This window comes from Amycolatopsis palatopharyngis (genome assembly GCF_003385185.1).
GTDB classification, from domain to species: domain Bacteria; phylum Actinomycetota; class Actinomycetes; order Mycobacteriales; family Pseudonocardiaceae; genus Amycolatopsis; species Amycolatopsis palatopharyngis.
The window spans coordinates 90,419-113,221 of the sequence record NZ_PQHZ01000019.1; the positions used below are offsets into that span (position 1 = coordinate 90,419).

Here is a 22,803-nt window from a genome sequence, read left to right on the forward strand (position 1 = left end):
GCGTTGCGAACGCGAGCCAGGGGGCCTCGTTCGTATCAGCTGCGGGCGGCGGCAGCGTGGGCTTCGGCGAGCAGGCGCTGCAGGTGCAGGCCGCGGTGGACGTCGCAGGGGTGGGTGCTGGTGCCACTGGCGATCATCGCCGCGAAATCGTCCAGCATGGCTGTGTAGGACTCGCTCGCCGAGCCGGGCCTGCGTCCGAGGCAACGGAACCCGTGCTCTCCGTACACCGCGAACTCGACCACGGTCGGTTGTACGGGCAGCCGCAACGACATGCTCACGGTGCTGGTGGCGCCGCCGGTGTGCTCGAGCAGCACGTGCCAGAGGTCGTTCGCTCCCTGGTGCGCACTCAGCACCCGAGTGATGCGGCCGAGTGCGGCGTCGATCAGGTCGAAGGCATGCGGTCCGATGTCGGCCAGCGCACCCTGCTCATGCCGCCACGCCGAAGCGCCGTAGGTGTCCCCGAGCAGCGCGCCGGACAGCCAGCGCACGTTTCCGCCGGACCAGTCGCCCTCCTGGGCCAGCCCGCTCAGCCACTCCTGGGTCTGTAGCGAGTAGCGCAGGGTGAGTACCACCAGCGCCACGACACCGGACTCGGTGACGGCGTCGGCGAGGCGTTGCGCCCCCGCGACATCGGCGGCGATCGGCTTCTCCAGGATCAGGTGCTTACCGGCCTTGGCCGCGCGGACGCCCAGCTCGGACTGGATCGCCGGCGGCACCGCGAGTGCGACGGCGTCCACGGCGTCGAACAACTCGTCGACATCGGCGCAAGCGACGGCGCCATTCGCCTCGGCGAGTTCCCTCGCCACCTCCGGCCGCCGCGTCCAGATGGCGGACAGGGTGGTTCCGGGATGGTCGGCAAGGCCGGGGACGTGCACCGACGAGGCCCATGGGCCACCGCCGATCAGACCGACTCGGAGGGGGGCTGGAGGCGCTTCATCGTGCATGCGCGAAAGGGTAGGCCACCCAGCTGGAGTCAGGTGTAGCTGTAGAAGCCGCGGCCGGTCTTCTTGCCGAGCAGGCCCGCGTCGACCATCCGCAGCAACAGCGGCGGGGCCGAGTAAAGCGGCTCCTTGAACTCGGCATACATGGAATCCGCGATCGCCTTGATGGTGTCCAGCCCGATCAGGTCGGAAAGGCGCAGCGGTCCCATCGGGTGCGCGGTGCCCAGTTCCATACCGCGATCGATGTCCTCCGCCGAGGCGAAGCCGCTCTCGATCATCCGGATGGCCGACAGCAGGTAGGGCACCAGCAGCGAGTTCACGATGAACCCGGCGCGGTCCTGCGAGCGGATCACGGTCTTGCTCAACGCGCCGGTGACGTGCTCGTCGGCGCGCCGGATCGTCTCCTCGCCGGTGAGCAGCGAGGGCACCAGTTCCACCAGTGGCAGGACCGGAACCGGGTTGAAGAAGTGGATGCCGACCACCTGCTCGGGCCGGCTCGTGGCCATGCCCAGCTTCATGATCGGAATGGAGGAGGTGTTCGAGGCGAAGATCGCGTCCGCGCGCTGGACGACCTTGTCGAGCGAGCTGAACACCTCGACCTTGGCCTGCTCCTGCTCCAGTACGGCCTCGACCACCAGGTCCCGGTCGGCGAACGCCTCCAGGTCCGTGGTGAAGGTCAGCCTGCCCAGTGCGGCTTCGGCGTCGGCCTCGGACAGCTTGCCGTTGCGGACGCCGCGTTGCAGCGACTTCTCGATCCGGGCCCGGCCCGCATCGAGTGCGGGCTGGCTCACCTCGGTGATCGCCACCTCGAGCCCGGCTTTCGCGTGCACCTCGGCGATACCCGAACCCATCAGGCCCGCGCCGACCACACCTACCCGCTGGATCTCAGTCACTGCTCTCCTCACCGTGCCCAGTCAATCCGATGTCCGGCAGACGCACGTTCTGAAGACACACGAAACTCGAGGGTGGGGTCTGGGGTTGCCCCCAGCACCCACCCTCGGGTTTCTCGTACGTCAACGGCGGTACTCGTCGTACCCGTCGTCGTACGGGTCTTCGTCCCGCTGCTCGTCCACGTGCTGGTCACCGGAGGAGCTACCGGACAGCTCTCGCTGTAATGCATCGAAGTCCGTGGTGGGAGTGCTGTACTTGAGCTCCCGGGCCACCTTCGTCTGCTTGGCCTTAGCTCGGCCGCGCCCCATGGCTCGACCCCCTCGCACAGGGGCGGGGCGGCCGGGGGAAATCGGCGGCCCCGCATCGTCTCGACAACTATTTCCTCCGACCACCGTACCGTGTCCCGGGGGTAAGACGCGACGCGGCACGGTGTGCGGGATCCGACACTTCCGGAGCTTGTCCGAGAACCCGGGTCCGCGACCCGAGCCACCAGGGCTCCGGCTCCGATGGGCCGTCCAGTTTTGCTGCTGACCGCCCGCCCCGCCTCGACAGCGGGTTGTCCTCCGGTCGCGGACCGTGCCGCCCGCCGGTCGCCGCCCGTCCGGCTCGCGGTATAGCCAGGCGGTGGTTGCGATCCCCGGCCGACGTGCCACGATTCTCCTGTGCTTCGACCGTTCGTGGCGTACCTGCGGGTGTACGAGCCACTCTCAGCGTTCGGCGACCCGCCGGACCCGCGGCTGGTCAAGGCCGTCGAGACCGCGCAGCTGACCAGGGCCTCGGCAGGCGAACGCGAGCAACTCATGTGGCTCAAATCACAAACCGCCGCGCCCGCGCGGTTGCTGCCCGCCGAGCTCGCCGACGGCAGGGCCGCGCCGAGTACCACGACAGATGTCCTGGTGCTGGACCCGGCCGAGGTGCCTGTCGGTCCCGACGTCACGGTCGGTCCGGGGCCGCTGGTCTGCCCCCTCGAACTGCGGGCGCGCTCGGCCGCCGCCCTCGCCAGCTTCGTCGGCGACGCCCACCCGACCCTGCGCGACTCCGTGCTCAACGCGGGCGGGGTCAGCGTCGAGTCCGTGCGGGCACGCACCACCGCCGCACTCGGCGACCTGCGCCGCTCCGCCATGCACGTGCTCTCCACCACCTGGACTGTGCCGTTGCCGTGGTTCGCACTGGTCGATCCGGACGAGCGGCGGCTCGTGCTCGGCGCGGGCAGGCACGATCCGGAGCGAGAGCTTTCCTGGCGGGTGGCGATGGTGGACGCGCGCAGGCGGGTCTCCGACGCACGGAAGCTGGTGGAGAACAGCATCGGTGACTCGGGGCCCGGCCGGGTGCTCGCGGAGACTGGCCGCTGGCTGGAGCACTTCCACGAGGACTCCGCGGTCGAACTGGACTACGGCGGCCTCGTGCAGCTGATCTCCGACCCGATCCTGGACACCGACACCTCCGCCGAGGAAGTGCACCGGATCCTCGACTCGCTGCGAACCGGCGATGTCGAGGAACTCGCCGAGTTGTTCCAGGACCTGCGGGACTACTGGGCGGAACTGGCCGCGAGGGAACGCCTCAACTGATCGGTCGGGCGCAGTTCGCCGACCGGCCGGCCGCCGCCGAACACCTCACCGTAGCCACGGCCGAGTCCGTCGAGGACGGACCGGGCCGCCGGATTGTCCGGCAGCGCCCCGAGCGCGTCCAGCGCCGCGACCAGCAGCGGGTTACGTGGCCGCTGAGCTCCGTCGTCCACCTTCAGCGCGATGGCCGTGCCGTCCGGGAGAGCGATCGCGTGCACCCCTTCCGCACCACCCTTGGCCAGCAGACCCTCGACGGTGAGCATCAGCATCGTGTCCTCGCGGCCCGTGCCGGCCACCAGCCACGGATGCGCTCGCATGACGTCGGCGATACGCCGCTCGGGGCCGTCCTCGGCGGTGATGAGCCTGCCGAACGCACGGGCAAGGCCGGCCAGGGAGAACGCGAACAGCGGTGCCCCACAGCCGTCGACGGCGGTGGAGGCGATCGGCTCACCGGTGAGCTTGACGACCGTTTCGGCGATGACCTGCTGTAGTTCGTGCCCCGGGTCCTCGTAGTTCGCCAGTGGCCAGCCGCGCTGAGCGCAGGTGACGACCATGCCCGCGTGCTTGCCGGAGCAGTTCATCGCGGCCCTGCGCTTGCCCGGCCAGTCGCGGATCGCGGCCACCCTGCTGTCCTCGTGCAGCGGGTAGTCCGGCGGGCAGTGCAGTGCCTGCTCGTCGAGACCGTGGGCGGCGAGCAGCGCCAGCGCCCGATCGACGTGGCCGGGCTCGCCGTTGTGCGAGGCGCAGGCCAGCGCCAGGTCGGCGTCGTCGATCTCCAGACCGGCCCGGAGCATCCCGAGTGCCTGTAACGGCTTGTTCGAGGAGCGGGGGAAGACCGGAATCTCGACGTCACCGACGGCTGTGCGAACGGAGCCGTCCGGGTTGGTGATCACGAGGGCGCCGTGGTGCACGCTTTCCACGAAGTTCGAACGGACGACCTCGATCAGGGCAGGATTGGCCGAAGAAGTGAGACTGGGGGTGTTCAAGGGAAGCGCTCTAGTCCTTTCTTGTCGAGCGCGCGATCGGACGAACGTAGCCGGGCCCGAACCTTTGATGCGCACGTTAGGCCGGGCAGCGGCACGCCTCCGCTCGTCCGAGCCTTCGGCGGGCGCGCGCCCGGGATTCCTTGGTCGTCAGTTCACTGACGCTCGCTCTGGTCCTTTCCGGTCCAGCCGCGTTCACGGCTGATCAGCTCGTCGACCGAGGCCGTGCCCTGCGCGTACCGACCGGCGATCTCGGCGTTGATGGTGTCCACCACGCACTGCACCTCGCGCCGTCGCTGAGAGACCGACACTTCCTGCTCCCGGTAGTCGGCGAGGGTCACGAGCAGTTTGTCATCACTGAGTGAGGTGACGTCCGACAGATCCGAGTCCCCGACCAGTGCCTCCGCCTGTCTGCGGTGCTCGCCCGCGCGCGACGGCTCCAGCGGCTGGTGCCTGCCGGAGCCCATGGCCGGGCCGAGCGCGTTGTCGGCGAGGATCGTGGCCAGCTGGTCGACCACACTGCGCCCACCGGAAGTGCGCCTTGCCTGTTCGGCGAGGACGATGTCGATCCGGGCGTGCAGCAATCGGCGCAGGTAGGACAGGTCGGTTTCCTCCTGCGCTGCCTCGTTCCGGCGTTCGCGCAGCGCGGGGAGCGCGAGCTCACCGAGGTCGCGCACGTAGTCGGCGTTGAGGACGCGGTCGATTCGACGACGCCCACCGGGCCGGACTTCGATCACGGTCGCCATCCTGCTCTACATCGGTTGGGTGCGCCAGGGCCGGTCGTCTGAACCACTCGCTCTAGCTGATGTCTGACCATGATCTCGCAATCCGCCGTTCGCAGAGGCCCTCAGCCACGCAGAGACTTGGCCGCGGCCCGGCCGGGAGCCTCCCCCTCCTCGGGGACCGAGTCGGGATCGACCGCCGCCTGCACGATCCGGTCCTCCGTGCCGGTGAGGAACTCCCCGTCCACCGGGGCAGAGCGTTTCAGCAGCGCCAGCGCGATCGGACCCAGCTCGTGGTGCAGGACCACGCTGCCCACCCGGCCCACCGTGCGCTCGCCGAGCGTCACCGGGTCGCCGGTCTCCGGCGTGATCTCCGGGGAACCGTCCAGGTGCAGCAGCACCAGATGCCTGGGCGGCCTGCCGACGTTGTGCACCTTCGACACGGTCTCCTGCCCGCGGTAGCAGCCCTTTGCCACGTGCGCCGCCGAGCCGATCCAGTTGACCTCGTGCGGAATCGTTCGGTCGTCGGTGTCCATGCCCAGCCTGGGGCGCAGGGACTCCACCCGCAGCGCCTCGTAGGCCCAGCTGCCGACGGGACGCGCCCCAGCGTCGGTGATGCGCGCCCACCACCGTGCCAGTTCGCCGCGCGGCACGTGGAGGTCCACGCTGGCACGCCCTGGCCAGGGCATGCGGCGCGCGAATCCACCGGGAAACGCCGCGACGCTGTACGGCTCGTCGTCCAGCTCGATGTCCAGTGCGCTGAGGATGCCCTGGATCTCCGGTCCGAGCAGGGTAAGCGTCGCGAGCTCGTCCGTGACGTCGGAGATCTCGACCTTGGACCAGAACTTCATGGCCTCGAAGTACTCGAGCGGGCTCTGCATCCCGCCCTTGGGTAGCGCGCTGGTGATTTCCGCGCCGGGCATGGTGTCCAGGTAGACGGTCTCCCCGACGTGGGCCAGGACCAGATGCGACTCGACCCGGCCGTAGCTGTCCAGTACGAGCGACTCGGTGCCGCTGCCTTCCGCAAGCCCGGTGACGTGCTGGGAGATCACCAGGTGCAGCCAGGACAGTCGCTCCTCGCCCCGCACCGCGAGGACCTGCCGGTACGACCGGTCCACCACGGCCACGGACCGGACGGCGGTGCGCTGCTCGGCGAACGGATCGCCCCAGTGCCATGGCACGCCCTCGTCGGGGTGGCCTTCGGGCGCCGCGATCGATCCGGGCAGCTCCAGCAGCGGCGAGTGATAGCTCATGTATTCGATGGTAGGCCAGGAAGGTTATGCACGGTTCAGTCCCGATTCACGGGTGGCTGAGTAGTGTCGCGGTATGCGCGTGCTCGCCTTCACAGACGGAACACTGGCCGACCCCGACGCCGCCCACATCCGAGTCGATGATCTCGGTTTGCTGCGCGGGGATGGGATCTTCGAGACGATCCTCGTCGTCGACGGCGAACCGAGGGAACTCGGTCCGCATCTGGACCGCCTTGCCAGGTCGGCTTCGATGCTCGACCTGCCCGAACCGGACGGCCCGACCTGGGAACGCTTGTCGCGCAAGGTGATCGACACCTGGGCCGAGCGTGGCGGATCGGCTGAGTTCGGACTCAAGCTGGTCTACACCCGGGGGCTGGAGGGCGACCCCTCCTCGGCGCCGACGGGATTCGCGCTCGGATTCGAAATCGACGAGAAGGTGATCCGGGCGCGTACCGAAGGTGTGGCCGCGGTTACCCTCGATCGTGGCGTCGACACGGACCTCGCCGAGCGCGCGCCGTGGCTGCTGCTGGGGGCCAAGTCGCTGTCCTACGCGGTGAACATGGCGGCGGGCCGCGAGGCCGCTCGCCGGGGCGCCTCGGACGTCGTCTTCCTCGCCAGCGACGGTTCTGTGCTGGAAGGGCCCACCTCAACCGTCGTGATCGCCCGCGGCCGCACGCTCTACACGCCGCCTGCCACCATCGGCATCCTGCCGGGCACGACCCAGGCCGGGCTGTTCCGCGGGGCCGAGCGCGCCGGGTGGAGCACCAAGATCGAACCGCTGCGGGTCGAGGATCTGCGCGCGGCCGACGCCGTCTTCCTGGCTTCGTCGGCGCGGAAGGTGACTCGGGTGCACACCCTCGACGGGGAGGTGCTGCCGGATTCCGCCGCGCTGCACGCCGAGGTCGCGCAGGCCTACGAGGCCGTCTACACCTGATCGGTACGGCGGATACGGATGACTCGCGGGGTGACGTCCTCGGCGAGGTAGGCGGTGACCTTGTGCAGGCCGTCCAGTACGTAGCCAGGTTGTCCCGCCCGGTCCACCAGTACCGCCGCGGGCCGGTGTCCCGCCCGGATCGCGGAGCGGTAGTACTCGACTCGCGCGTGCTCCGCGCGGGGCCAGTCCCCGTGCGGGAGGAACGTGTCGTCGCTGAGTTCGTACTGACCGTCGGTCAGCAGGTCGAGCAGCGGTCGCAGCGTGTCACTCAGCGGTTTGCGGATCTGCCCCGTCGCCAGCGCGATGCGCAGTTTCGCGGCCAATTGTGGACGCTGTGCGGGCGGTAGTCCGTCCACGACGTCGAGCACGCCGGTACCACCGCTCACCGTGACCTCTTCCATACTCAGAATGACGCCCGGAAGCGCAGGATGGTTCCTGGCCGGGCCTGCGCGAGCGAGGGCAGGGCGTCCGGATGAACCACCGCGACCACGGGATAGCCGCCAGTGGTCGGATGGTCGGCCAGAAACACCACGGGCAGGCCGCTGGGTGGCACCTGGATCGCGCCGGTGCGGATGCCCTCGCTGGGCAGCTCCGTATCCGTTCGCTCGGGTACGCGGCGCAATGGGCTGCCGTCCAGTCGCAGGCCGACCCGGTTCGAAGCCGAGGTGATCGTCCAGCTGCCCGCCAGGCCGGTGGCCGGGTCGATGAACCAGTCCTCGCGGGGGCCGAGCAGCACGGGCACGGCCAGATCCGTGCTCGGTGGCCGCGGCGCCAGCGTATCCGCCCCGGTGGGCACGCCGGTGGCAGCGCCGAGAGCCAGAAGGTCGCCCGCCGCAAGTGGTGGCGGCCCGATGCCGGACAACACGTCCCTGGAGCGGCTGCCGAGTTCGACGGGGGTGTCGACGCCTCCCGAGATCGCCACGTAACAGCGCAGTCCGCTCGCGGGGGTCCCGAGTGCGAGCGTTTGTGCGGGGCGCAGGTGCAGCGCGACATGCGAACCCACCTCGCGGCCGTCGATCCGTACCGAGACCGCGGGACCGGTCACCGCGATCGTGCAGGAGACGCGCGCGAGCAGCCGGAGCCCACCGAGCAGGGCCTCCACTCCGGCCGCGCCCTCGGGATTGCCGACGAGCCGATTCGCCAGCCGCAGGGCGGGCTGGTCCAGCGCGCCGGATGGCGGCACGCCGAGGTGTGCGTGTCCCGGCCTGCCGAGGTCCTGGATCAGCGCGTTCGGACCGGGGTCGAGGACCTCGACGCTCCTCATCCGACGCTCCGGAAGCGGACGGTGTCCCCGGGTGCGAGCAGCGCGGGGCGCTCGGCACGCGGGTCGAACAGCACGGCACTGGTTCGCCCGAGCAGCCGCCAGCCGCCGGGCGACGAGCGTGGATAGACGCCGGTGAACTCGCCCGCTACGGCGACCGAGCCGGCGGGCACGCTGGTGCGTGGGGTGTGCAGTCTCGGCTGCCGCAGTGGCTCGGGCAGGCCGGTGAGGTAGCCGAAGCCCGGGGCGAAACCGGTGAAGGCGACGCGGTACTCGGCCCCGGTGTGCAGCTCGACGACCTCGTCGACGCCGATGCCCGCGGTCTCGGCGACCTGATCCAGATCAGCACCGTCGTAGTGCACGTCCAGCAGGACCTCCCGGCCCTCGACGGCAGGTGGGTGCTCGAGATCCGCCGACTCCACCAGTGCGCGAATCGTGGCGAGCCCGCGCTCGCCGTCGCGGCTGGCGATCAGCAGGCTGCGGGCCCCGGGGACCAGTTCGGTGATGTGGTCCTGCTCGGCGGCCGCGATGACGGCACGTACGGCGGTCATCTGCCGCAGCGAGTCGCAGTCGAGCAGCGTCGCGTCCAGCCCGTACCGCCGCCAGCGCATCGGCCAGGCGCCTCAGCCCACCACGCGGCGCAGGTAGAGCGATACGTGCGGCTGCATCGGCTCCCCGACCATCGCACGCTCCTCGACGTAGCCGAGGTCACCGTTGTTCACCAGGCCGTAGAGCCGCTTGGCCCCGGTGACGTCCTTGGCCGTGGCGCTGCGAATGACGGCATCCGTGCCCAGCTCCCAGGAGGACTGGCCGCCGGGCTTGCCGTAGAAGAGTTCGAGGATGCCGCTGGAATGGGTGAGCAGCAGTTCGATCGTGTCGTCTTCCTGCGGACGCCACCAACCGGTCTCCCGCGCCGCGGGACGGACGACGTTGCCCTCGTCGTCGAGCAGCCAGGACCGCGCCTCGTGGAACAGGAAGGGACGGCCGTCATGGGCGATCGTCAGCTGCTGAGCGATACGCCGGGGGCCGTCGATGGTCGGGTAGTTGACCTCACCCTCACCACGCCACACGCCGACCAGCGGCAACAGGGCGAGGCAGGCGTCGTTGAGGTTCTCGCCCTGGCGCAGGTTCGCCGTGTCGCCAGGGATCGGCAGATCGTCCAGCTGCGGAACGTTGCGCTCGCGCGTGTTCTCCGCGCGGGCAGCCGCCGCCACGATCGCGTCGTCGCCGCTGGTGGACATACTCAGCGCTGGTCCGAGTACAGCCGGTAGACGACGTAACCGCCGAACCAGGTCACGCCGAGGATGGCGAGCAGCAGCAGGGTCGTAAAAAGAATCTCCACGGCCAGCACAATAACCCCTTGCCTCCGCGTGCACCTGCCCGGAGTGGCGCCCAACACGAATCAAGGCCACCTCGCGTGTGTGTCGAACACACGCGAGGTGGCCTTGCCGGCTTCGTTCGGTCAGACGGCGATCGAGACCTGGTGCAGACCCGGCCCTTCGGCGGTCACGTTCGCCTCACCGTTGCCCGCACGGTGCAGCGCGCGCACCGTCCACTGTCCCGGCGCCGCGTAGAAGCGGAAGTCGCCCTCTGGCGAGGCTTGTACCTCACCGACGAAGTCGCCGCCGTCGTTGAGCAGCCGGACGTAGGCTCCGCCGAGCGGGCCCTCTCCGCCGCGTACCGTTCCCGCGACCACGACCTGACCGTTCGTGTCGATATCGGCCGCCGTGGCCGTCTGCGCCGGGGCGCCGCAACCGTCGCTCATCGTCACTTGCCTCCTGTCCCTGCTCCGGTTTCGATCGGCACGCCGACGAGCGAGCCGTACTCAGTCCAAGATCCGTCGTAGTTCTTCACGTCCTCGAGCCCGAGCAGCTCGCGCAGCGCGAACCAGGTGTGGCTGGAACGCTCGCCGATGCGGCAGTAGGCGATGGTCGACTTCGAGGTGTCCAGACCCGCGTCCTTGTAGAGCTCGGCGAGCTCCTCGGCGGACTTGAAGGTGCCGTCCTCGTTCGCGGTCTTCGCCCAGGGGACGTTCACCGCGCTCGGGATGTGGCCGGAACGCTGCGCGGATTCCTGCGGCAGGTGTGCCGGAGCGTTCAGCTTGCCGGTGAACTCGTCCGGGGAACGCACGTCCACCAGGTTCTTCGTGTTGATGGCGTCGACGACCTCGTCGCGGAAGGCGCGGATCGTGGTGTCCGGCTCCTTCGCGGAGTAGCTCGTGGCCTCCCGCTTGACCTCGTCAGCGGTCAGCTCGCGGCCGTCGAGCTCCCACTTCTTGCGGCCGCCGTCGAGCAGCTGGACCTTGTCGTGGCCGTACAGCTTGAAGTACCAGTACGCGTAGGCGGCGAACCAGTTGTTGTTGCCGCCGTAGAGGATCACCAGGTCGTCGTTCGAGATCCCCTTCTCGGACAGCAGCTTCTCGAATCCGGCACGGTCGACGAAGTCGCGCCGCACCGGGTCCTGCAGCTCGTTCTTCCAGTCGATCCGCACCGCACCGCGGATGTGTCCGCCGTCGTAGGCGGTGGTGTCCTCATCGACCTCGGCGAACACCACACCGGGGCTGTCCAGGTTCTCCTCGGCCCACTGGGTGGTGACCAGGACGTCTTCACGGCTCATGGAGCGGCACTCTCTTTCTCTACGGTTTCTCGAGCAGTTCTGATTAGGACGGTTGACCGGTCCGGGGCGCGAACCGGCGGACGAGCAGGTAGACCTCGCAGCCGAGGCAGAAGTTGAACGCCGCGTTGAGGAATGCGGCGAACAGTGCGAACGCCGTGGCCACCAGGCCGAGCGCGGTGAGTTCCGTGGCGTAGCCGATCGTGCCGACCAGTGCGAACACGAAACCCACCGCTTGAGCGAAGCGCAGTGGTGCCGCGTCCTCCCGCTCGCTGGTCGGCCCCAGCCGCGGTGCGACCAGGAGCCGGTACAGCACCGAGTACGGCGCGGGCTTCAGTCCGACGAACGCACCGATCGCGAACACCACTGTCTGCGCCGCGAGCAGCGGCCACCAGCCGGTGGCCAGTACGACGGCGAGTACAACGGTCGTGATGACGGCCGCGAACCGCGGTCCGCGGGGATCAACAGCGGGTCCTGCGAACATCTGGCGCTCCTGGGCTGGACAGATGGTGGCGCATACGCGCCCGGCTCGACAGGTGGAGCAACGGTCGGCGGCGGAAGCCCTGATCAGCGCAGGGGACGCACGCCGGAACGCGGCGAGAGTGGACACAGGCTGCTGCGCACGCGGCACAGGTCAACTGCGCGGCGCTGCGTCAGCAAGTGAATAGGCAGCCGGTCCACGAGGGCCAGAGTACCCAGTCTTCCCTCAGAGTGGGAAGCCCGCTCACCGTATGGGACGAGTCCCAGATTCCGGGACCACGGTCCTCGCACTTTCCCGGGAAAGCGCGCTACTTGCACGCGCGGGGTACGTCACTTTCCCGGGAAAGTGCGTGTGGCGGGAAGGTGGGGGCGTAGCGCGTCCAGCAGATCGGCGGCCTTGGGCACGCCGCCCACCCGCAGCAGTTCCGTGCCGCGGGTGGACAGGGCCAGAGTGGTCGGGGTGCGCAGCACGCCGAGCGCCTCGGCGACCTCGGGCCGCTGGGTCACGTCGAGGTCGACGTGGTGCAGGCCCGTCGTGCGCTCGGCCAGGTCGGAAAGCACGGCGCGAGCATGCCTGCACGGTGCGCAGAACGTGGTGGAGATCTGTACCAGCGTGACTCCCGCTGTGGGATCGATTACCTCGGTGACCGCGGCGGGCAGGGCGCGTTCGGGCCGCTTCGCGGACCGCACCCGGCCGTTGCGCGCGGCGAGCAATGCGCCCGCGACCAACGCGGCGGCCAGCGTGGCCAGCAGCACCCACACCCCGGTCATCGACGTTCGATTCCTTTCCCGCTTCTGTCCTGTCAGTTGCCCGACATCCCGCTGAACCGGACGTTCTCGGCCGTGCCCTTGACCACGATCGCCCCATCCTCCACCTCGATGGCGGTCGGCGTCACCGTGAAGGGCAGCGACCCAGTGCTGATGTCCGCCTCGAAATTGGGCAGCAGCACCTTCTGCACCTCAGGTGGAACAACGGTCCTTTCCTCGCCATTCCCGAACTCGAGGCGCTGCGGGCTGATCCGTACGGTGTTCCCGTCGAGGTCGATGATCGCGAACGCGACGATCTCCACCCGGTCGCCCGCGATCTGCACTTCGCCGGACAGCCGGACCCCGGTGGACGAGCTGTCCTTCTTGTTCTCCTCCTCGGAGAGGTTCTCCTCCACGTTGGGCTCGTCACCGTGGTGGACGTAGTCCTCTGTGGACGGTGCGATCCGCAGGTTCTCGATCTTGTCGAGCGGATCGACGTTGGCCATATCGCTGTCCTTGATTCGGACCTGACCCTCGACGTCGCTGATCGTGATGTTGTCCACGTTGCCAGCCGTCAGGTCGGACAGCGGAGCGTCCACTCCCCGCAGTTCCGCTCTGACTCCGACGTCGCGCAGGGTGTCCTGGACCGGCACTCCGGTCGCGGAGACGGAGATGTGGCGGTACTCACCGGCGAGTGCCTGAGTGGTGAACGGGAAGCCGTGCACGGTCACCGAGGGATCTTCGGTCAGCCCCAGTTGTTCCCGTGCCTTCTGCGACACCGTGTGCTCCGCAACGGCCGCGAGTGCGAAATCCGCTCCGACCAGCAGTCCTGCCAGTACCAGGAGGACGATCACGATCTTCCTGGCGCGCCGTCCCTTGCGCTTGGCGGGACGGCCGGGACCGCGCCGATTCTGCTGGGTGACGGGACTGCTCACAATCGCTTCCGATCTGTCATCGAGCCGGCTTTGTGCCTGTGTCTTACGCAATACTCGGTTCATGCACTGTCGCAAGGTTCGACCACCGTCCGCGTCTCACCTGCATGCGGCCGCCACGAGCCGACCTCCGGCCGGCCCCCGTCGACCGCATTGTGCATAAACCAACCTGCCCGACCTGGTGTGATCCGGTCGTCAAGATGGGGACTACTGCCTTGTCGTCGGCTATTCTCACTCAGCACCGACTCGGTTGCCGAATCCGAGGCGACCTCACGAACAAGGCGGTGTGGCAATGAGCCTGGACTTGCTGGTTCTCACGGCGGAACAGGACGCCAACGCCGTGCTTCCTGCCCTCGATCTGCTGCCACACACCGTACGCGTGCGCGCCCCCGAGGTGACAGCACTGCTCGACGCGGGCCCCCGGGACCTGATTCTGCTCGACGCACGGGCGGACCTGGCCTCCGCGAAGAGCCTGTGCCGCCTGCTCAAGGGCACGGCTGACGACGAGGCGTCGACGCCCGTCGTCGCGGTCGTCGGCGAGGGCGGGCTGGTGGCGGTCAGCGCCGAGTGGCGCACCGACGACATAATCCTGCCCACCGCGGGGCCTGCCGAGGTCGATGCCCGGCTGCGGCTGGCCACCACACGCGACGGGGCGGTCTCGCAGGCCGACGCGGAACTGCGCGTCGGGGACCTGGTGATCGACGAGGCCACCTACACCGCCCGGCTGCGCAAGCGCACCCTCGAACTGACGTACAAGGAATTCGAGCTGCTCAAGTACCTCGCGCAGCACGCGGGCCGGGTGTTCACCAGGGCCCAGCTGCTGCAGGAGGTATGGGGCTACGACTTCTTCGGCGGCACGCGCACCGTCGACGTCCACGTGCGGCGGCTGCGGGCGAAGTTCGGCCCAGAGCACGAGCAGATGATCGGCACCGTGCGCAACGTGGGCTACAAGTTCGAGCGTCCCGCGAAGGGCGCCGCCGCGACGCCGCCCACCGCGTCGATGATGCCGGAGCAACTTCAGCGCGGACACTTCGCCAACTCCTGATCCCCGCCACTGGTTGCGGCTTGTGCACAACTCGGTGACGGGCCGCCCACAGCGACGGCTGGGTAGGTTGGAGCCATGCTGAACGCGGTGTGGATCGAGGACCCGGACCCTGCCACAGTCGAGCGGATACGTGCGCTGCTGCTCGCGGCGCGGGACGCCGACGGAAGGCCGGAGCTTCCTCCCGGCACGACACTTCCCCCGGAACTGACCGGCGGGTCGCACCTGCTGGCGGACGTGGCCGGTGAACTCGCCGGATACGCCCATCTGGACACCGAGGGCGATTCCTTCGGCCGGCAGGTCGCTGAGCTGATCGTGCACCCGCGGCGGCGACGCAACGGTTACGGCACGGCGCTGGTGAAGGCGCTGGTCGACAGGACCGGCGCGGTGGCAGGAGAGGACCGGCTGCGCGTATGGGCGCACGGCGACCATCCGGGCGCCGCCCGGCTTGCTGAGCGAGTGGGGTTCACCAGGGCCCGTGAACTTCTGGTCATGCACGCCGGCGTCGAGGGCGAGCGGTGGCCGGAGCCCTCGCCGCGCGAGGGCGTCACCATCCGTACGTTCCGCCCAGGACTCGACGAGGACGCCGTGATCGCGGTCAACGCCCGTGCCTTCGACTGGCATCCGGAGCAGGGCAGTCTTACGGCGGAGGAGCTGCGGGCCACCGAGCGGGAGGACTGGTTCGATCCCGCGGGTTTCTTCCTCGCGGAGAACGCGAAGGGTGAGGTCGTCGGCTTTCACTGGACGAAGGTCCACGAGCCGAACCCGGAACGGTTCGGCGGAAAGCCCGTCGGTGAGGTCTACGTGGTGGGTGTGGACCCTGCCATGCAAGGCGGCGGTCTCGGCAAGGCACTCACGCTGGCCGGTCTGCGTCATCTGGCCGATCGCGGTCTGGAGCAGATCATTCTCTATGTCGAGGGCGACAACGCACCCGCGGTGTCTGTCTACTCCGGACTCGGATTCACCCGCTACGAGGTCGACGTTCAGTACGCGTCGTAGCCGCCGCCAGGTCTCGCACTTTCCCGGGAAAGTGCGGATGGTCAGCCGAACCGGCCGGAGATGTAGTCCTCCGTCGCCTGGTTGCTCGGCGTGGAGAAGATCTTCGTCGTCTCGTCGATCTCCACCAGCTCACCGGGCTGGCCGACGCCGCGCAGGTTGAAGAACCCGGTCGTGTTGCTGACCCTGGCCGCCTGCTGCATGTTGTGCGTCACGATGACGATCGTGTAATCGGCCTTCAACTCCATCATCAGGTCCTCGATGGCCTGGGTCGAGATCGGGTCGAGTGCCGAACACGGCTCGTCCATCAGCAGGACCTCGGGTTCCACCGCGATCGCCCTGGCGATACAGAGCCGCTGCTGCTGCCCGCCGGAGAGGCTCGAGCCCGGTTTGGCCAGCCGGTCCTTCACCTCTCCCCAGAGGTTCGCCGACCGCAGTGACCTCTCGACCAGATCGTCCAGATCGGACTTCTTCATCCGCTTGTTGTTCAACCGGAGGCCCGCGGCCACGTTGTCGTAGATCGACATGGTCGGGAACGGGTTCGGCCGCTGGAAAACCATGCCGATCTGCCTGCGGACACCGACGGGGTCGACGTCCTGGCCGTAGAGGTCCTCGCCGTCCATCGTGATCGTGCCGTCGACCCTGGCGTTCGGAACGAGTTCGTGCATGCGGTTGATGGAGCGCAGGAACGTCGACTTGCCGCACCCGGACGGGCCGATCAACGCGGTGACCGACCGTGGCTGGATCGTCATCGAAACGCCCTGCACGGCGAGGAACGTGTCGTAGTAGATGTCGAGGTCCTTGACCTCGATGCGCTTGGCCACTGTGCTTCCTATCGGTGTTGATCGGACGACGCGTGATCGTCGAACGCGTCTACGGGTCGCAACTCGGGTTGTCCTGTCATTTTCCGCAGCTCGGCGACCCGCAGCCGCCATCGCGAGGCCTCCGGCCGAGCGCGTCCTGTGGTCCTCTTGGCTTGGGCCACTGTGCTTCGCTTTCTATCCGTATCTACCCGCTCAACCGCGGGTCTTCGGTGCGAACAGTCGGGAGATCAGTCGTGCGATGAGGTTGAGCGCCATCACCAAAATGATAAGGACCAGTGCCGCAGCCCAGGCCCGATCGAGGGATGGCTCAGGCGGGACGCCCGGACTGACGTACTGGTAGTAGGAGAACACCGACAGCGTCGCCATCCGACCGTCGAAGGGATTGAAGTTGTCGCTCGAGGTGATACCAACGGTGATCAGCAGCGGTGCTGTCTCCCCGATGACCCTGGCGATGGCCAGCGTCACGCCTGTCGCGATGCCGGCCAGCGCCGTCGGCAGCACGACCTTCACGATGGTGCGCCATTTGGGCACGGCCAGCGCGTAAGAGGCTTCGCGCAGCTCGTTCGGCACGAGCTTGAGCATCTCCTCTGTGGAGCGCACGACCACGGGGATCATCAGCACGCTCAACGCGATCGCACCCATGATCCCCATTCGCACACCGGGACCGAAGATGAGCGCGAACAGTGCGTAGGCGAACAGACCGGCCACGATCGACGGGATACCGGTCATCACGTCCACAAAGAACGTGATCCACTTGGCGAGCTTGCCTCGGCCGTATTCCACCAGGTAGATGGCGGTCAGCATGCCCACCGGCACCGAGATCAGGGTTGCCAGGCCGGTGATGATCAGTGTGCCCATGAGGGCGTGATAGATGCCGCCGCCCTCGCCGACGACACCGCGCATCGAGTAGCTGAAGAACTCGATGTCGAAGCGCTCGAGGCCCTTGCTCAGCACGGTGTACACGACCGAGATCAGTGGCAGGAGCGCGAGAAGGAACGCGGAGTAGACGAACGCTGTGACCGTCCGGTCAGTTGCCTTGCGGACGCCCTCGACGATGCGGGACCACAGGTGGATCGCGGCCGCGTAGCCGACAGCGACGATTACGGCGGCGAACACGATGCTCATGCCGGTCTGCCACAGCGCGATGCCGAGCACGAGCGCCGCTGCAAGTGTCAGCTGCGGTGCCCTGCGAGGCAGCGTGCCATGGGTCAGGGGCATTCCGCCGAGGGGAGTGTCCAGGTCCTGGTCCGGACCACGGGAGGTGGTCGAAGTGCTCATCAGTTGGCTCCGGAGAAGTTGCGGCGCCGGTTGATCACCGCGCGGGCGGCCATGTTCACGAGCAGAGTGATGGCGAACAGCACGAGACCGGACGCGATCAGAGCGTTCACGTCGATCCCCGTGGATTCCGGGAACTCCAGGGCGATGTTGGCCGCGATGGTGCCGGGATTGCCACTGCTGATCAGATTGAACGTGACTCCGCCGGAGACCGACAGCACGATGGCGATGGCCATGGTCTCGCCGAGCGCGCGGCCGAGTCCCAGCATCGACGCTCCGATGATGCTGGAGCGACCGAAGGGAAGCACGGCCATTCTGATCATCTCCCAGCGCGTTGCCCCGAGTGCGAGGGAGGCCTCCTCGTGCAGCCTGGGGGTCTGCCGGAACGCTTCGCGCACGACTGCGGTGATGATCGGCAGGATCATCACCGCAAGCACGATCGCCGCGACCAGCATCGTCCGCCCGGTCGCCGACGGCGGGCCCGCGAACAGCGGGATGAACCCGACGTTCTCCGCCAGCCATCCGGACGGTCCGAGGGTCGCGGGCGCCAGTACGGCGACGCCCCACAGGCCGTAGACGATGCTGGGCACCGCGGCCAGCAGGTCGATGAGGTAGCCGAGGCTCTGAGCCAGCCCGCGCGGCGCGAAGTGGGTGATGAACATGGCGATGGCCACGGCGAGCGGGGCCGCGATCACCAGCGCGAATATGGCAGAGATCAGCGTGCCGAACAGCAGTGGCCAGATGTAGAGGATCAGGCCGTTGTCGCCGGGGATCTCCTCCTTCGGTGCCATGAGTGCGGGCCACGCCTCGACCAGCAGGAACGCGGCCACGCCCGCGAGAACGACGAGGATGAGGATCCCAGATCCCGTCGACGCTCCGGCGAAGATGCGATCCCCCGGCCGCTGCCGGATGCGGCGGCGGACCGGTTTCCTCTCTGTGCTGGAGGGCACCGTCAATCCCTTTCTAGTGATGTGTTGGCAACTGCCCCGGTTCGATGTTCCAGGGGTGGACGCGCAGCGGCCCGGGCGATCGCCGCATTTGACGATCGCCCGGACCTCGGCAGGTGTTGCGTGTGGTGGATGATCAGCCTGCCGAGATGGCCTCGACGGCGGGCTGCAGCTTCTGGCGCAGCGAGTCCGAGATCGGTGCGGAGCCGGCCGACTCCTCGGAGGCCTGCTGGCCTTCCTCGCTGATGATGTGGTTGAAGAAGGCCTTCACCATCTCGGCCTTCTTCGGGTCGTCGTACTTGGTGCAGGCCAGGTTGTACGACACCAGCACGATCGGGTAGGTGCCGGACTCGGCCGTGTCGCGGGCGAGGTCGTAGGCGAAGCTGTACTCGCCGCGGCCTTCGACGCGCTCGGAGACGTCCAGTACTGCGGCTGCCGCCTCCGGCGAATACGCGACGAACTCTTCGCCGACACCGACCTTGACCGTGGTCAGGTCACCGGCCTGGCTCGCGTCGGCGTAACCGATCGTGCCCTTGCCGTTCGTGACCGCCTGGACGACGCCGGAGGTGCCCTTGGCTGCCTCGCCGCCCGGTACCGGCCAGTCACCGCTCACCTCGTGCGGCCACGCATCGCCAGCGGCCTTGGACAGGTAGTCCACGAAGTTCTCGGTGGTGCCCGACTCGTCAGCCCGGTTCACCGGAGTGATCGGGGTGTTCGGAAGTTGCACGCCCGGGTTGTCCGCTGCGATAGCGGGGTCGTTCCAGGTCTTGATCTTCTGGTTGAAGATGTCGGCGATCGTCTCGGGCTTGAGGTTGAGCTCCTCGACGCCCTCTACGTTGACGATGACCGCGATCGGCGAGACGTACGCTGGAATCTCGACGACCTGGCCGCAGCGCTCCTTGGCGGCCGCTAGCTCCTTTTCGTCGAGGTAGGCGTCGGTGCCCCCGAAGTCGGAGCCGCCGTTAACGAACTGCTCCCGGCCGCCACCGGAACCGATCGGGTCGTAATTGACGGTGACATCCGGGTTGCCCTCGATGAAGCTGGCCGACCACGCCTGCATCGCGGCGTCCTGTGCGCTGGAACCCGCACCCGCGATTGTGCCGGACAGGTTCGACTCCCCGCCGGCGCTGTCGCCCGCTGGCGCCTCGTTGGCCGAGCCGCAGGCCGCCAGACCGACGGTGAGCGCGGCAGCCGCCGGCAGCGCGATGATGCGGCCCAGGGTGGAACGCTTCACAGTTTTCCCTCTTTCGAAGTGTCTTCAGTTGCACGACTCGTCGTATGCCCTCGATTGAGGACGCTAAGAGGCAGACATGACGTCGCAGGGCAGAGAAGGTGAACGGCAGGCGAACGACGCTCGGCAAGAATCGGTCGTCACGGCAACGTCACGGCTAAGTTACTGAGAGTTAGACATTGGGCGAAAAATACCCGTCTTGACCAGGGCGTAACCCAAAAGAACCGTCACGCGAAGCTCCGCGTGACGGTTCGTGGTCGATGAGAGGTCAATCACTTTCGGGGCTTATCCCCGACGTGTTCACCCTCGGAACGAGGTTCAGAGATCCTCGTCCGGACCGTAGCCAGGCATCTTGCCGGTGACGACGAACACCATTCGCTTCGCCACCGAGACGGCGTGATCGGCATAGCGCTCATAGAACCGGCCCAGCAGGGTGACGTCCACAGCGGCGGCCACACCGTGCGGCCAATCCTTGTCCATGATCACGGTGAACAGGTGCCGGTGCAGGTCGTCCACCTGGTCGTCATCGGACTCCAGGCTGCGGGCCGCGTCGACATCCTTGGTCTGGATGACCGACTGGGTCTGCCGTGCCAGCTTCACCGCGACCTCGCCCATCTGGGCGAAGTAAGTCCGCACCTGCTCCGGCAGTACCGGATCCGGATGCCTGCGCCGGGCGGTCTTGGCGACGTGCAGGGCCAGATCGCCCATCCGCTCCAGGCTCTCGGCCGCGTGAATGGCTGCCAGCACCGTACGCAGGTCGGTGGCGACCGGCGCCTGCAGTGCGAGGAGGGCGTATGCCTGCTCCTCGCATTCCGCGCGCGCGTCGTCCACCTTCGCGTCGTTGCTGATCACCTTCTCGGCAAGTGCCAGATCGGTGTCCAGCAGAGCCGTCGTGGCCTGCTCCATGGCATCGGCGACCTGGGCGGACATGCCGGCCAGGTGCTGGGCCAGTTGTTCGAGTTCGACGTGGTAAGCCTCGCGCATGCTCACACCTTACGGTGACGGACAGACGGTCGCCGCATCGCTGGGTGAACGCGAAATGAACCCGCACTGACGACTTCGGTGGCGGCCTCCGCCGAGGCCGTCTGGCCCGGCCAGTCAGCGGGAGGGCAGTGCCGCCTCGGAGACGTCCGAACCTTCCGAGCCCTCCGAGCCTTTCGAGGAAGCCCCGGAGTCCGTGGACTTCTCCTCCTCGGACGGCAGCGGCTTGTTCTCGACCAGTGCGCGGAAGAGTTCGTCGGACAAATCCTCACGCAGCACCTCGTTACCGCGCTCGTTCGCCTCGCCGACGGTCGGGATGGTCTCGAACTTGACTCTGCCTGGATCGAGGCCCTGCATCGACTGCGCGAGGGTCAGCAGCTGGTCGATGCCGATGTTCTCGCCGAAGGTGGAGGCCGCGAACGCGTTGACGAACGCGGTCAGCTTGCCGGGATCGAACAGCACTTCGCGAGACATGGTCTTGGTCAGCAGGGACTGCAGGAAGCCCTGCTGCCGCTTGATCCTGCCGTAGTCCGACGTCAGGTCGCCCATGACGTGTCTGGCCCTGACGTAGTTCAGCGCCTGGTCGCCGCTGATGGTCACAGCACCCGTCTCGGCGATGACCTTGCCGAGTACCTCGTCCGTGATCGGCTCCTCGACATTCACGGTCACCCCGCCCACCGCGTCGACCATCTCCTTGAAGCCGTTGAAGTCGATACCGACGAAGTGGTTCATCCGCATGCCGGAGATCTGCTGGATGAGCTTCGTGACGCATTTCGGGCCGCCGAGCGCATAGACCGAGTTCAGCTTGACGCGGTCGGCCGGTTGCATCTCCTCGCCGTACTCCCCGGTCACCGGGTCCCAGCGCTGGCAGGTCGGCCGGTCCACCTCGAGGTCACGCGGGAACGACACGACCGCGGCTCGGGCCCGGTCGGCAGGTACGTGGGCGAGCATGACGGTGTCCGCCCTGGCTCCTGGCGTGCCGTCGGCGTCTCCGACGTTCTGCTCGGCTGCGGCTCCCGCTCGCGTGTCGGAGCCGATGATCAAGAAGTTCTCGTCGCCGGTCTGACCGGCCGAGTTCCGGATGTCCGCCGAGTTCTCGTCCAGCGCGGCGATCTCGTTGAACTTGTTGTTGAACCAGGTTTTGGTGCCCCAGGCAGCTCCGGTGGACAGGAAGACCACCGCGGCGATCACCGCGGCCGTGACCCTGCCCGTGCGGACCGAACGGTCGGTACGTCGCTGCTTCTTCTCCTGCAGCCGCGTGCGAACCGACTTCGGGCCGTTGTCGTCCGCCGCCTGCTGCTCGCTCCCTGCCCGCTCCCGTTCCTCGTCCTCGTCGCGAGTGGGAAGCACGACCCGCTGCAGCCTGGTTCTGGTCTGTTCGAGCAGCTGGACGGGACGCGAGGTCAGCCGCTCGCGGCGCCGCTTGCGTTCTTCCTCTTCCTTGGCGAGTTCATCGTGCGCGGCGGAGAACCGGGCCAACGAGTTGTCGATCTTGCGCCGCACCTTCGTCGCGTCGCCGACCGGCTCGAGCTGATCGGTCATCGTCAGTCGGTCGGCGGGCGTAGGCGCGGGTCGGCCGAGTGGCCTGCGGGGCCGCGGTGGACGTTGTGGCTGTGCGGGCCTCGGCTGTGTCGGTCCACCAGGGCTCTGCGGCTGTTGGGGGCGGCCTGGAGGGCCTGGTCGCTCCGCCTGTGCGGGGGCTTCGACGCCAGGGGGTTTCGCCTGCGGCCGCGGTGCCTGCGGTGGGGGCACCGGCAGTGGCTGGGAGGGCGCGGTGCGGGGCCGTGGCGGCCGTGGCCGGGCCGGGCGCACCCCTTGGGTGCCAAGGCCGGCCGGAGGGGCCGGCTGGGCAGGCGGAGGTGTCTGCGGGGAAGGCCGGACGGGGCGCGCCGTCCTGGTGGGTTCGCCGTCTGCGGCGGCCGGTGGTGGCTGTCGCCGTACCGCCGACAGGCCGGGTCGAACTGGACGGCGATCAGCTGGAGGCGCCTGCCTGCTCGCGTCCACGGAGGGAGGCCGGTTGGGCGATGCAGCTTCACGGCGTGGTGCGGGCAAGCCCTCGCGCGCCGTTCGTCTCGCTCGCGGCGGGCGTGGCTGTTCCTCGGCAGGGTTGGGCGCCGGGGGTGGTGCGGGCGGCGGTGCGGGAGCCTTCGGCCTGTCTCTTATTCACATTTCCCAGCCCACCAGACGC

At 68.2% G+C, this 22,803-nt stretch carries 26 protein-coding genes; 5 read left to right on the plus strand and 21 right to left on the minus strand.

The features are described 5' to 3' along the window. Positions 1 to 35: 35 nt before the first annotated feature. The 3 genes from D0C15_RS16645 to D0C15_RS16655 all read right to left on the minus strand — a co-directional run bounded on the left by D0C15_RS16645 (position 36) and on the right by D0C15_RS16655 (position 2,140). Positions 36 to 944 (minus strand): Gfo/Idh/MocA family protein, encoded by a 909-nt coding sequence (locus D0C15_RS16645; protein WP_116046284.1) that lies wholly within the window; start codon positions 942 to 944, stop codon positions 36 to 38. Positions 945 to 973: 29 nt separating this feature from the next. Further along, positions 974 to 1,834 (minus strand): 3-hydroxybutyryl-CoA dehydrogenase, encoded by an 861-nt coding sequence (locus tag D0C15_RS16650; RefSeq protein ID WP_116046286.1) that lies wholly within the window; start codon positions 1,832 to 1,834, stop codon positions 974 to 976. 120 nt (positions 1,835 to 1,954) lie between these two features. Then, positions 1,955 to 2,140, minus strand: coding sequence for a DUF3073 domain-containing protein (locus D0C15_RS16655; protein WP_116046289.1), 186 nt, complete (start codon positions 2,138 to 2,140; stop codon positions 1,955 to 1,957). 354 nt (positions 2,141 to 2,494) lie between these two features. Here D0C15_RS16655 and D0C15_RS16660 point away from each other — a divergent pair, with 354 nt between their 5' ends. Continuing rightward, positions 2,495 to 3,400 carry a DUF8083 family protein gene (locus D0C15_RS16660; protein ID WP_116046293.1) on the plus strand — a complete coding sequence of 302 codons (906 nt, stop codon included), beginning with the start codon at positions 2,495 to 2,497 and terminating at the stop codon, positions 3,398 to 3,400. On the opposite strand, the gene D0C15_RS16665 is transcribed toward D0C15_RS16660, so the two are convergent. The 3 genes from D0C15_RS16665 to ygfZ all read right to left on the minus strand — a co-directional run bounded on the left by D0C15_RS16665 (position 3,361) and on the right by ygfZ (position 6,355). Then, positions 3,361 to 4,383 carry an asparaginase gene (locus D0C15_RS16665; protein WP_116046296.1) on the minus strand — a complete coding sequence of 341 codons (1,023 nt, stop codon included), beginning with the start codon at positions 4,381 to 4,383 and terminating at the stop codon, positions 3,361 to 3,363. The genes D0C15_RS16660 and D0C15_RS16665 overlap by 40 nt on opposite strands. 152 nt (positions 4,384 to 4,535) lie before the next feature. Further along, entirely contained in the window at positions 4,536 to 5,117 is a 582-nt protein-coding gene (locus D0C15_RS16670; protein WP_116046376.1) for an RsiG family protein, read from the minus strand. Between the two features lie 110 nt (positions 5,118 to 5,227). Continuing rightward, positions 5,228 to 6,355 carry a CAF17-like 4Fe-4S cluster assembly/insertion protein YgfZ gene (gene ygfZ, locus D0C15_RS16675; RefSeq protein WP_116046298.1) on the minus strand — a complete coding sequence of 376 codons (1,128 nt, stop codon included), beginning with the start codon at positions 6,353 to 6,355 and terminating at the stop codon, positions 5,228 to 5,230. Between the two features lie 73 nt (positions 6,356 to 6,428). Between ygfZ and D0C15_RS16680 the strand changes: the two genes are divergently transcribed. Continuing rightward, positions 6,429 to 7,286: an aminodeoxychorismate lyase gene (locus D0C15_RS16680; RefSeq protein ID WP_116046301.1), complete on the plus strand. Its 858-nt coding sequence runs from the start codon at positions 6,429 to 6,431 to the stop codon at positions 7,284 to 7,286. On the opposite strand, the gene D0C15_RS16685 is transcribed toward D0C15_RS16680, so the two are convergent. The 9 genes from D0C15_RS16685 to D0C15_RS16725 form a co-directional block, all read right to left on the minus strand. Then, positions 7,277 to 7,672 carry a hypothetical protein gene (locus D0C15_RS16685; RefSeq protein WP_342768579.1) on the minus strand — a complete coding sequence of 132 codons (396 nt, stop codon included), beginning with the start codon at positions 7,670 to 7,672 and terminating at the stop codon, positions 7,277 to 7,279. The genes D0C15_RS16680 and D0C15_RS16685 overlap by 10 nt on opposite strands. Before the next feature lie 17 nt (positions 7,673 to 7,689). Beyond that, the gene (locus D0C15_RS16690) at positions 7,690 to 8,550 is read right to left on the minus strand and encodes a 5-oxoprolinase subunit C family protein (RefSeq protein ID WP_116046306.1); all 861 of its coding nucleotides are present in this window, start codon (positions 8,548 to 8,550) and stop codon (positions 7,690 to 7,692) included. Beyond that, complete coding sequence (gene pxpB, locus D0C15_RS16695) at positions 8,547 to 9,158, minus strand: 5-oxoprolinase subunit PxpB (RefSeq protein ID WP_116046309.1); 612 nt, start codon at positions 9,156 to 9,158, stop codon at positions 8,547 to 8,549. Before pxpB ends, D0C15_RS16690 begins: the two co-directional genes overlap by 4 nt. A 12-nt stretch (positions 9,159 to 9,170) precedes the next feature. After that, complete coding sequence (locus D0C15_RS16700) at positions 9,171 to 9,788, minus strand: heme-binding beta-barrel domain-containing protein (RefSeq protein WP_116046311.1); 618 nt, start codon at positions 9,786 to 9,788, stop codon at positions 9,171 to 9,173. A gap of 221 nt (positions 9,789 to 10,009) precedes the next feature. Continuing rightward, positions 10,010 to 10,312: a DUF1416 domain-containing protein gene (locus D0C15_RS16705; protein ID WP_116046313.1), complete on the minus strand. Its 303-nt coding sequence runs from the start codon at positions 10,310 to 10,312 to the stop codon at positions 10,010 to 10,012. A 2-nt stretch (positions 10,313 to 10,314) separates the two neighbouring features. Then, positions 10,315 to 11,163, minus strand: a complete 849-nt coding sequence (locus D0C15_RS16710; RefSeq protein WP_116046316.1) for a sulfurtransferase — start codon at positions 11,161 to 11,163, stop codon at positions 10,315 to 10,317. Positions 11,164 to 11,206: 43 nt separating this feature from the next. Continuing rightward, positions 11,207 to 11,644, minus strand: coding sequence for a DUF4395 domain-containing protein (locus D0C15_RS16715; protein ID WP_116046318.1), 438 nt, complete (start codon positions 11,642 to 11,644; stop codon positions 11,207 to 11,209). A gap of 326 nt (positions 11,645 to 11,970) precedes the next feature. Further along, complete coding sequence (locus D0C15_RS16720) at positions 11,971 to 12,411, minus strand: TlpA family protein disulfide reductase (protein ID WP_116046321.1); 441 nt, start codon at positions 12,409 to 12,411, stop codon at positions 11,971 to 11,973. A gap of 32 nt (positions 12,412 to 12,443) precedes the next feature. Then, positions 12,444 to 13,325 carry an LmeA family phospholipid-binding protein gene (locus tag D0C15_RS16725; protein WP_245975886.1) on the minus strand — a complete coding sequence of 294 codons (882 nt, stop codon included), beginning with the start codon at positions 13,323 to 13,325 and terminating at the stop codon, positions 12,444 to 12,446. Positions 13,326 to 13,611: 286 nt separating this feature from the next. On the opposite strand from D0C15_RS16725, the gene D0C15_RS16730 reads away from it, so the two are divergent. Further along, entirely contained in the window at positions 13,612 to 14,364 is a 753-nt protein-coding gene (locus tag D0C15_RS16730; RefSeq protein ID WP_116046327.1) for a response regulator transcription factor, read from the plus strand. A 75-nt stretch (positions 14,365 to 14,439) separates the two neighbouring features. Beyond that, positions 14,440 to 15,360 (plus strand): mycothiol synthase, encoded by a 921-nt coding sequence (gene mshD, locus D0C15_RS16735; protein ID WP_116046330.1) that lies wholly within the window; start codon positions 14,440 to 14,442, stop codon positions 15,358 to 15,360. Between the two features lie 41 nt (positions 15,361 to 15,401). On the opposite strand, the gene pstB is transcribed toward mshD, so the two are convergent. The 6 genes from pstB to D0C15_RS16765 all read right to left on the minus strand — a co-directional run bounded on the left by pstB (position 15,402) and on the right by D0C15_RS16765 (position 22,157). Then, a complete protein-coding gene (gene pstB, locus D0C15_RS16740; protein ID WP_116046333.1) occupies positions 15,402 to 16,181 on the minus strand; it encodes a phosphate ABC transporter ATP-binding protein PstB in 780 nt (259 codons plus the stop codon). 192 nt (positions 16,182 to 16,373) lie between these two features. Then, a complete protein-coding gene (pstA, locus tag D0C15_RS16745; protein ID WP_116046336.1) occupies positions 16,374 to 17,459 on the minus strand; it encodes a phosphate ABC transporter permease PstA in 1,086 nt (361 codons plus the stop codon). Continuing rightward, positions 17,459 to 18,406, minus strand: a complete 948-nt coding sequence (pstC, locus tag D0C15_RS16750) for a phosphate ABC transporter permease subunit PstC (protein ID WP_116046338.1) — start codon at positions 18,404 to 18,406, stop codon at positions 17,459 to 17,461. The genes pstA and pstC overlap by 1 nt, the downstream gene beginning before the upstream one ends. A 133-nt stretch (positions 18,407 to 18,539) precedes the next feature. Further along, the gene (gene pstS / locus D0C15_RS16755; RefSeq protein WP_116046341.1) at positions 18,540 to 19,637 is read right to left on the minus strand and encodes a phosphate ABC transporter substrate-binding protein PstS; all 1,098 of its coding nucleotides are present in this window, start codon (positions 19,635 to 19,637) and stop codon (positions 18,540 to 18,542) included. 315 nt (positions 19,638 to 19,952) lie between these two features. After that, positions 19,953 to 20,618 (minus strand): phosphate signaling complex protein PhoU, encoded by a 666-nt coding sequence (gene phoU / locus D0C15_RS16760; RefSeq protein ID WP_116046344.1) that lies wholly within the window; start codon positions 20,616 to 20,618, stop codon positions 19,953 to 19,955. A 114-nt stretch (positions 20,619 to 20,732) separates the two neighbouring features. Then, positions 20,733 to 22,157, minus strand: a complete 1,425-nt coding sequence (locus D0C15_RS16765; RefSeq protein ID WP_116046347.1) for an LCP family protein — start codon at positions 22,155 to 22,157, stop codon at positions 20,733 to 20,735. A gap of 317 nt (positions 22,158 to 22,474) precedes the next feature. On the opposite strand from D0C15_RS16765, the gene D0C15_RS34730 reads away from it, so the two are divergent. Next, positions 22,475 to 22,803 (plus strand): hypothetical protein (locus tag D0C15_RS34730; protein WP_211323224.1); only part of this gene is annotated, 329 nt, incomplete at its 3' end.

Bases quoted from the DNA above. Each gene is read 5' to 3' on its own strand.
- D0C15_RS16645 (WP_116046284.1), bottom strand. From the start codon at position 944: ATGCACGATGAAGCGCCTCCAGCCCCCCTCCGAGTCGGTCTGATCGGC.
- D0C15_RS16655 (WP_116046289.1), bottom strand. From the start codon at position 2,140: ATGGGGCGCGGCCGAGCTAAGGCCAAGCAGACGAAGGTGGCCCGGGAG.
- ygfZ (WP_116046298.1), bottom strand. From the start codon at position 6,355: ATGAGCTATCACTCGCCGCTGCTGGAGCTGCCCGGATCGATCGCGGCG.
- D0C15_RS16680 (WP_116046301.1), top strand. From the start codon at position 6,429: ATGCGCGTGCTCGCCTTCACAGACGGAACACTGGCCGACCCCGACGCC.
- D0C15_RS16690 (WP_116046306.1), bottom strand. From the start codon at position 8,550: ATGAGGAGCGTCGAGGTCCTCGACCCCGGTCCGAACGCGCTGATCCAG.
- pxpB (WP_116046309.1), bottom strand. From the start codon at position 9,158: ATGCGCTGGCGGCGGTACGGGCTGGACGCGACGCTGCTCGACTGCGAC.
- D0C15_RS16700 (WP_116046311.1), bottom strand. From the start codon at position 9,788: ATGTCCACCAGCGGCGACGACGCGATCGTGGCGGCGGCTGCCCGCGCG.
- D0C15_RS16705 (WP_116046313.1), bottom strand. From the start codon at position 10,312: ATGAGCGACGGTTGCGGCGCCCCGGCGCAGACGGCCACGGCGGCCGAT.
- D0C15_RS16710 (WP_116046316.1), bottom strand. From the start codon at position 11,163: ATGAGCCGTGAAGACGTCCTGGTCACCACCCAGTGGGCCGAGGAGAAC.
- D0C15_RS16715 (WP_116046318.1), bottom strand. From the start codon at position 11,644: ATGTTCGCAGGACCCGCTGTTGATCCCCGCGGACCGCGGTTCGCGGCC.
- D0C15_RS16720 (WP_116046321.1), bottom strand. From the start codon at position 12,411: ATGACCGGGGTGTGGGTGCTGCTGGCCACGCTGGCCGCCGCGTTGGTC.
- D0C15_RS16730 (WP_116046327.1), top strand. From the start codon at position 13,612: ATGAGCCTGGACTTGCTGGTTCTCACGGCGGAACAGGACGCCAACGCC.
- mshD (WP_116046330.1), top strand. From the start codon at position 14,440: ATGCTGAACGCGGTGTGGATCGAGGACCCGGACCCTGCCACAGTCGAG.
- pstA (WP_116046336.1), bottom strand. From the start codon at position 17,459: ATGAGCACTTCGACCACCTCCCGTGGTCCGGACCAGGACCTGGACACT.
- phoU (WP_116046344.1), bottom strand. From the start codon at position 20,618: ATGCGCGAGGCTTACCACGTCGAACTCGAACAACTGGCCCAGCACCTG.
- D0C15_RS16765 (WP_116046347.1), bottom strand. From the start codon at position 22,157: ATGACCGATCAGCTCGAGCCGGTCGGCGACGCGACGAAGGTGCGGCGC.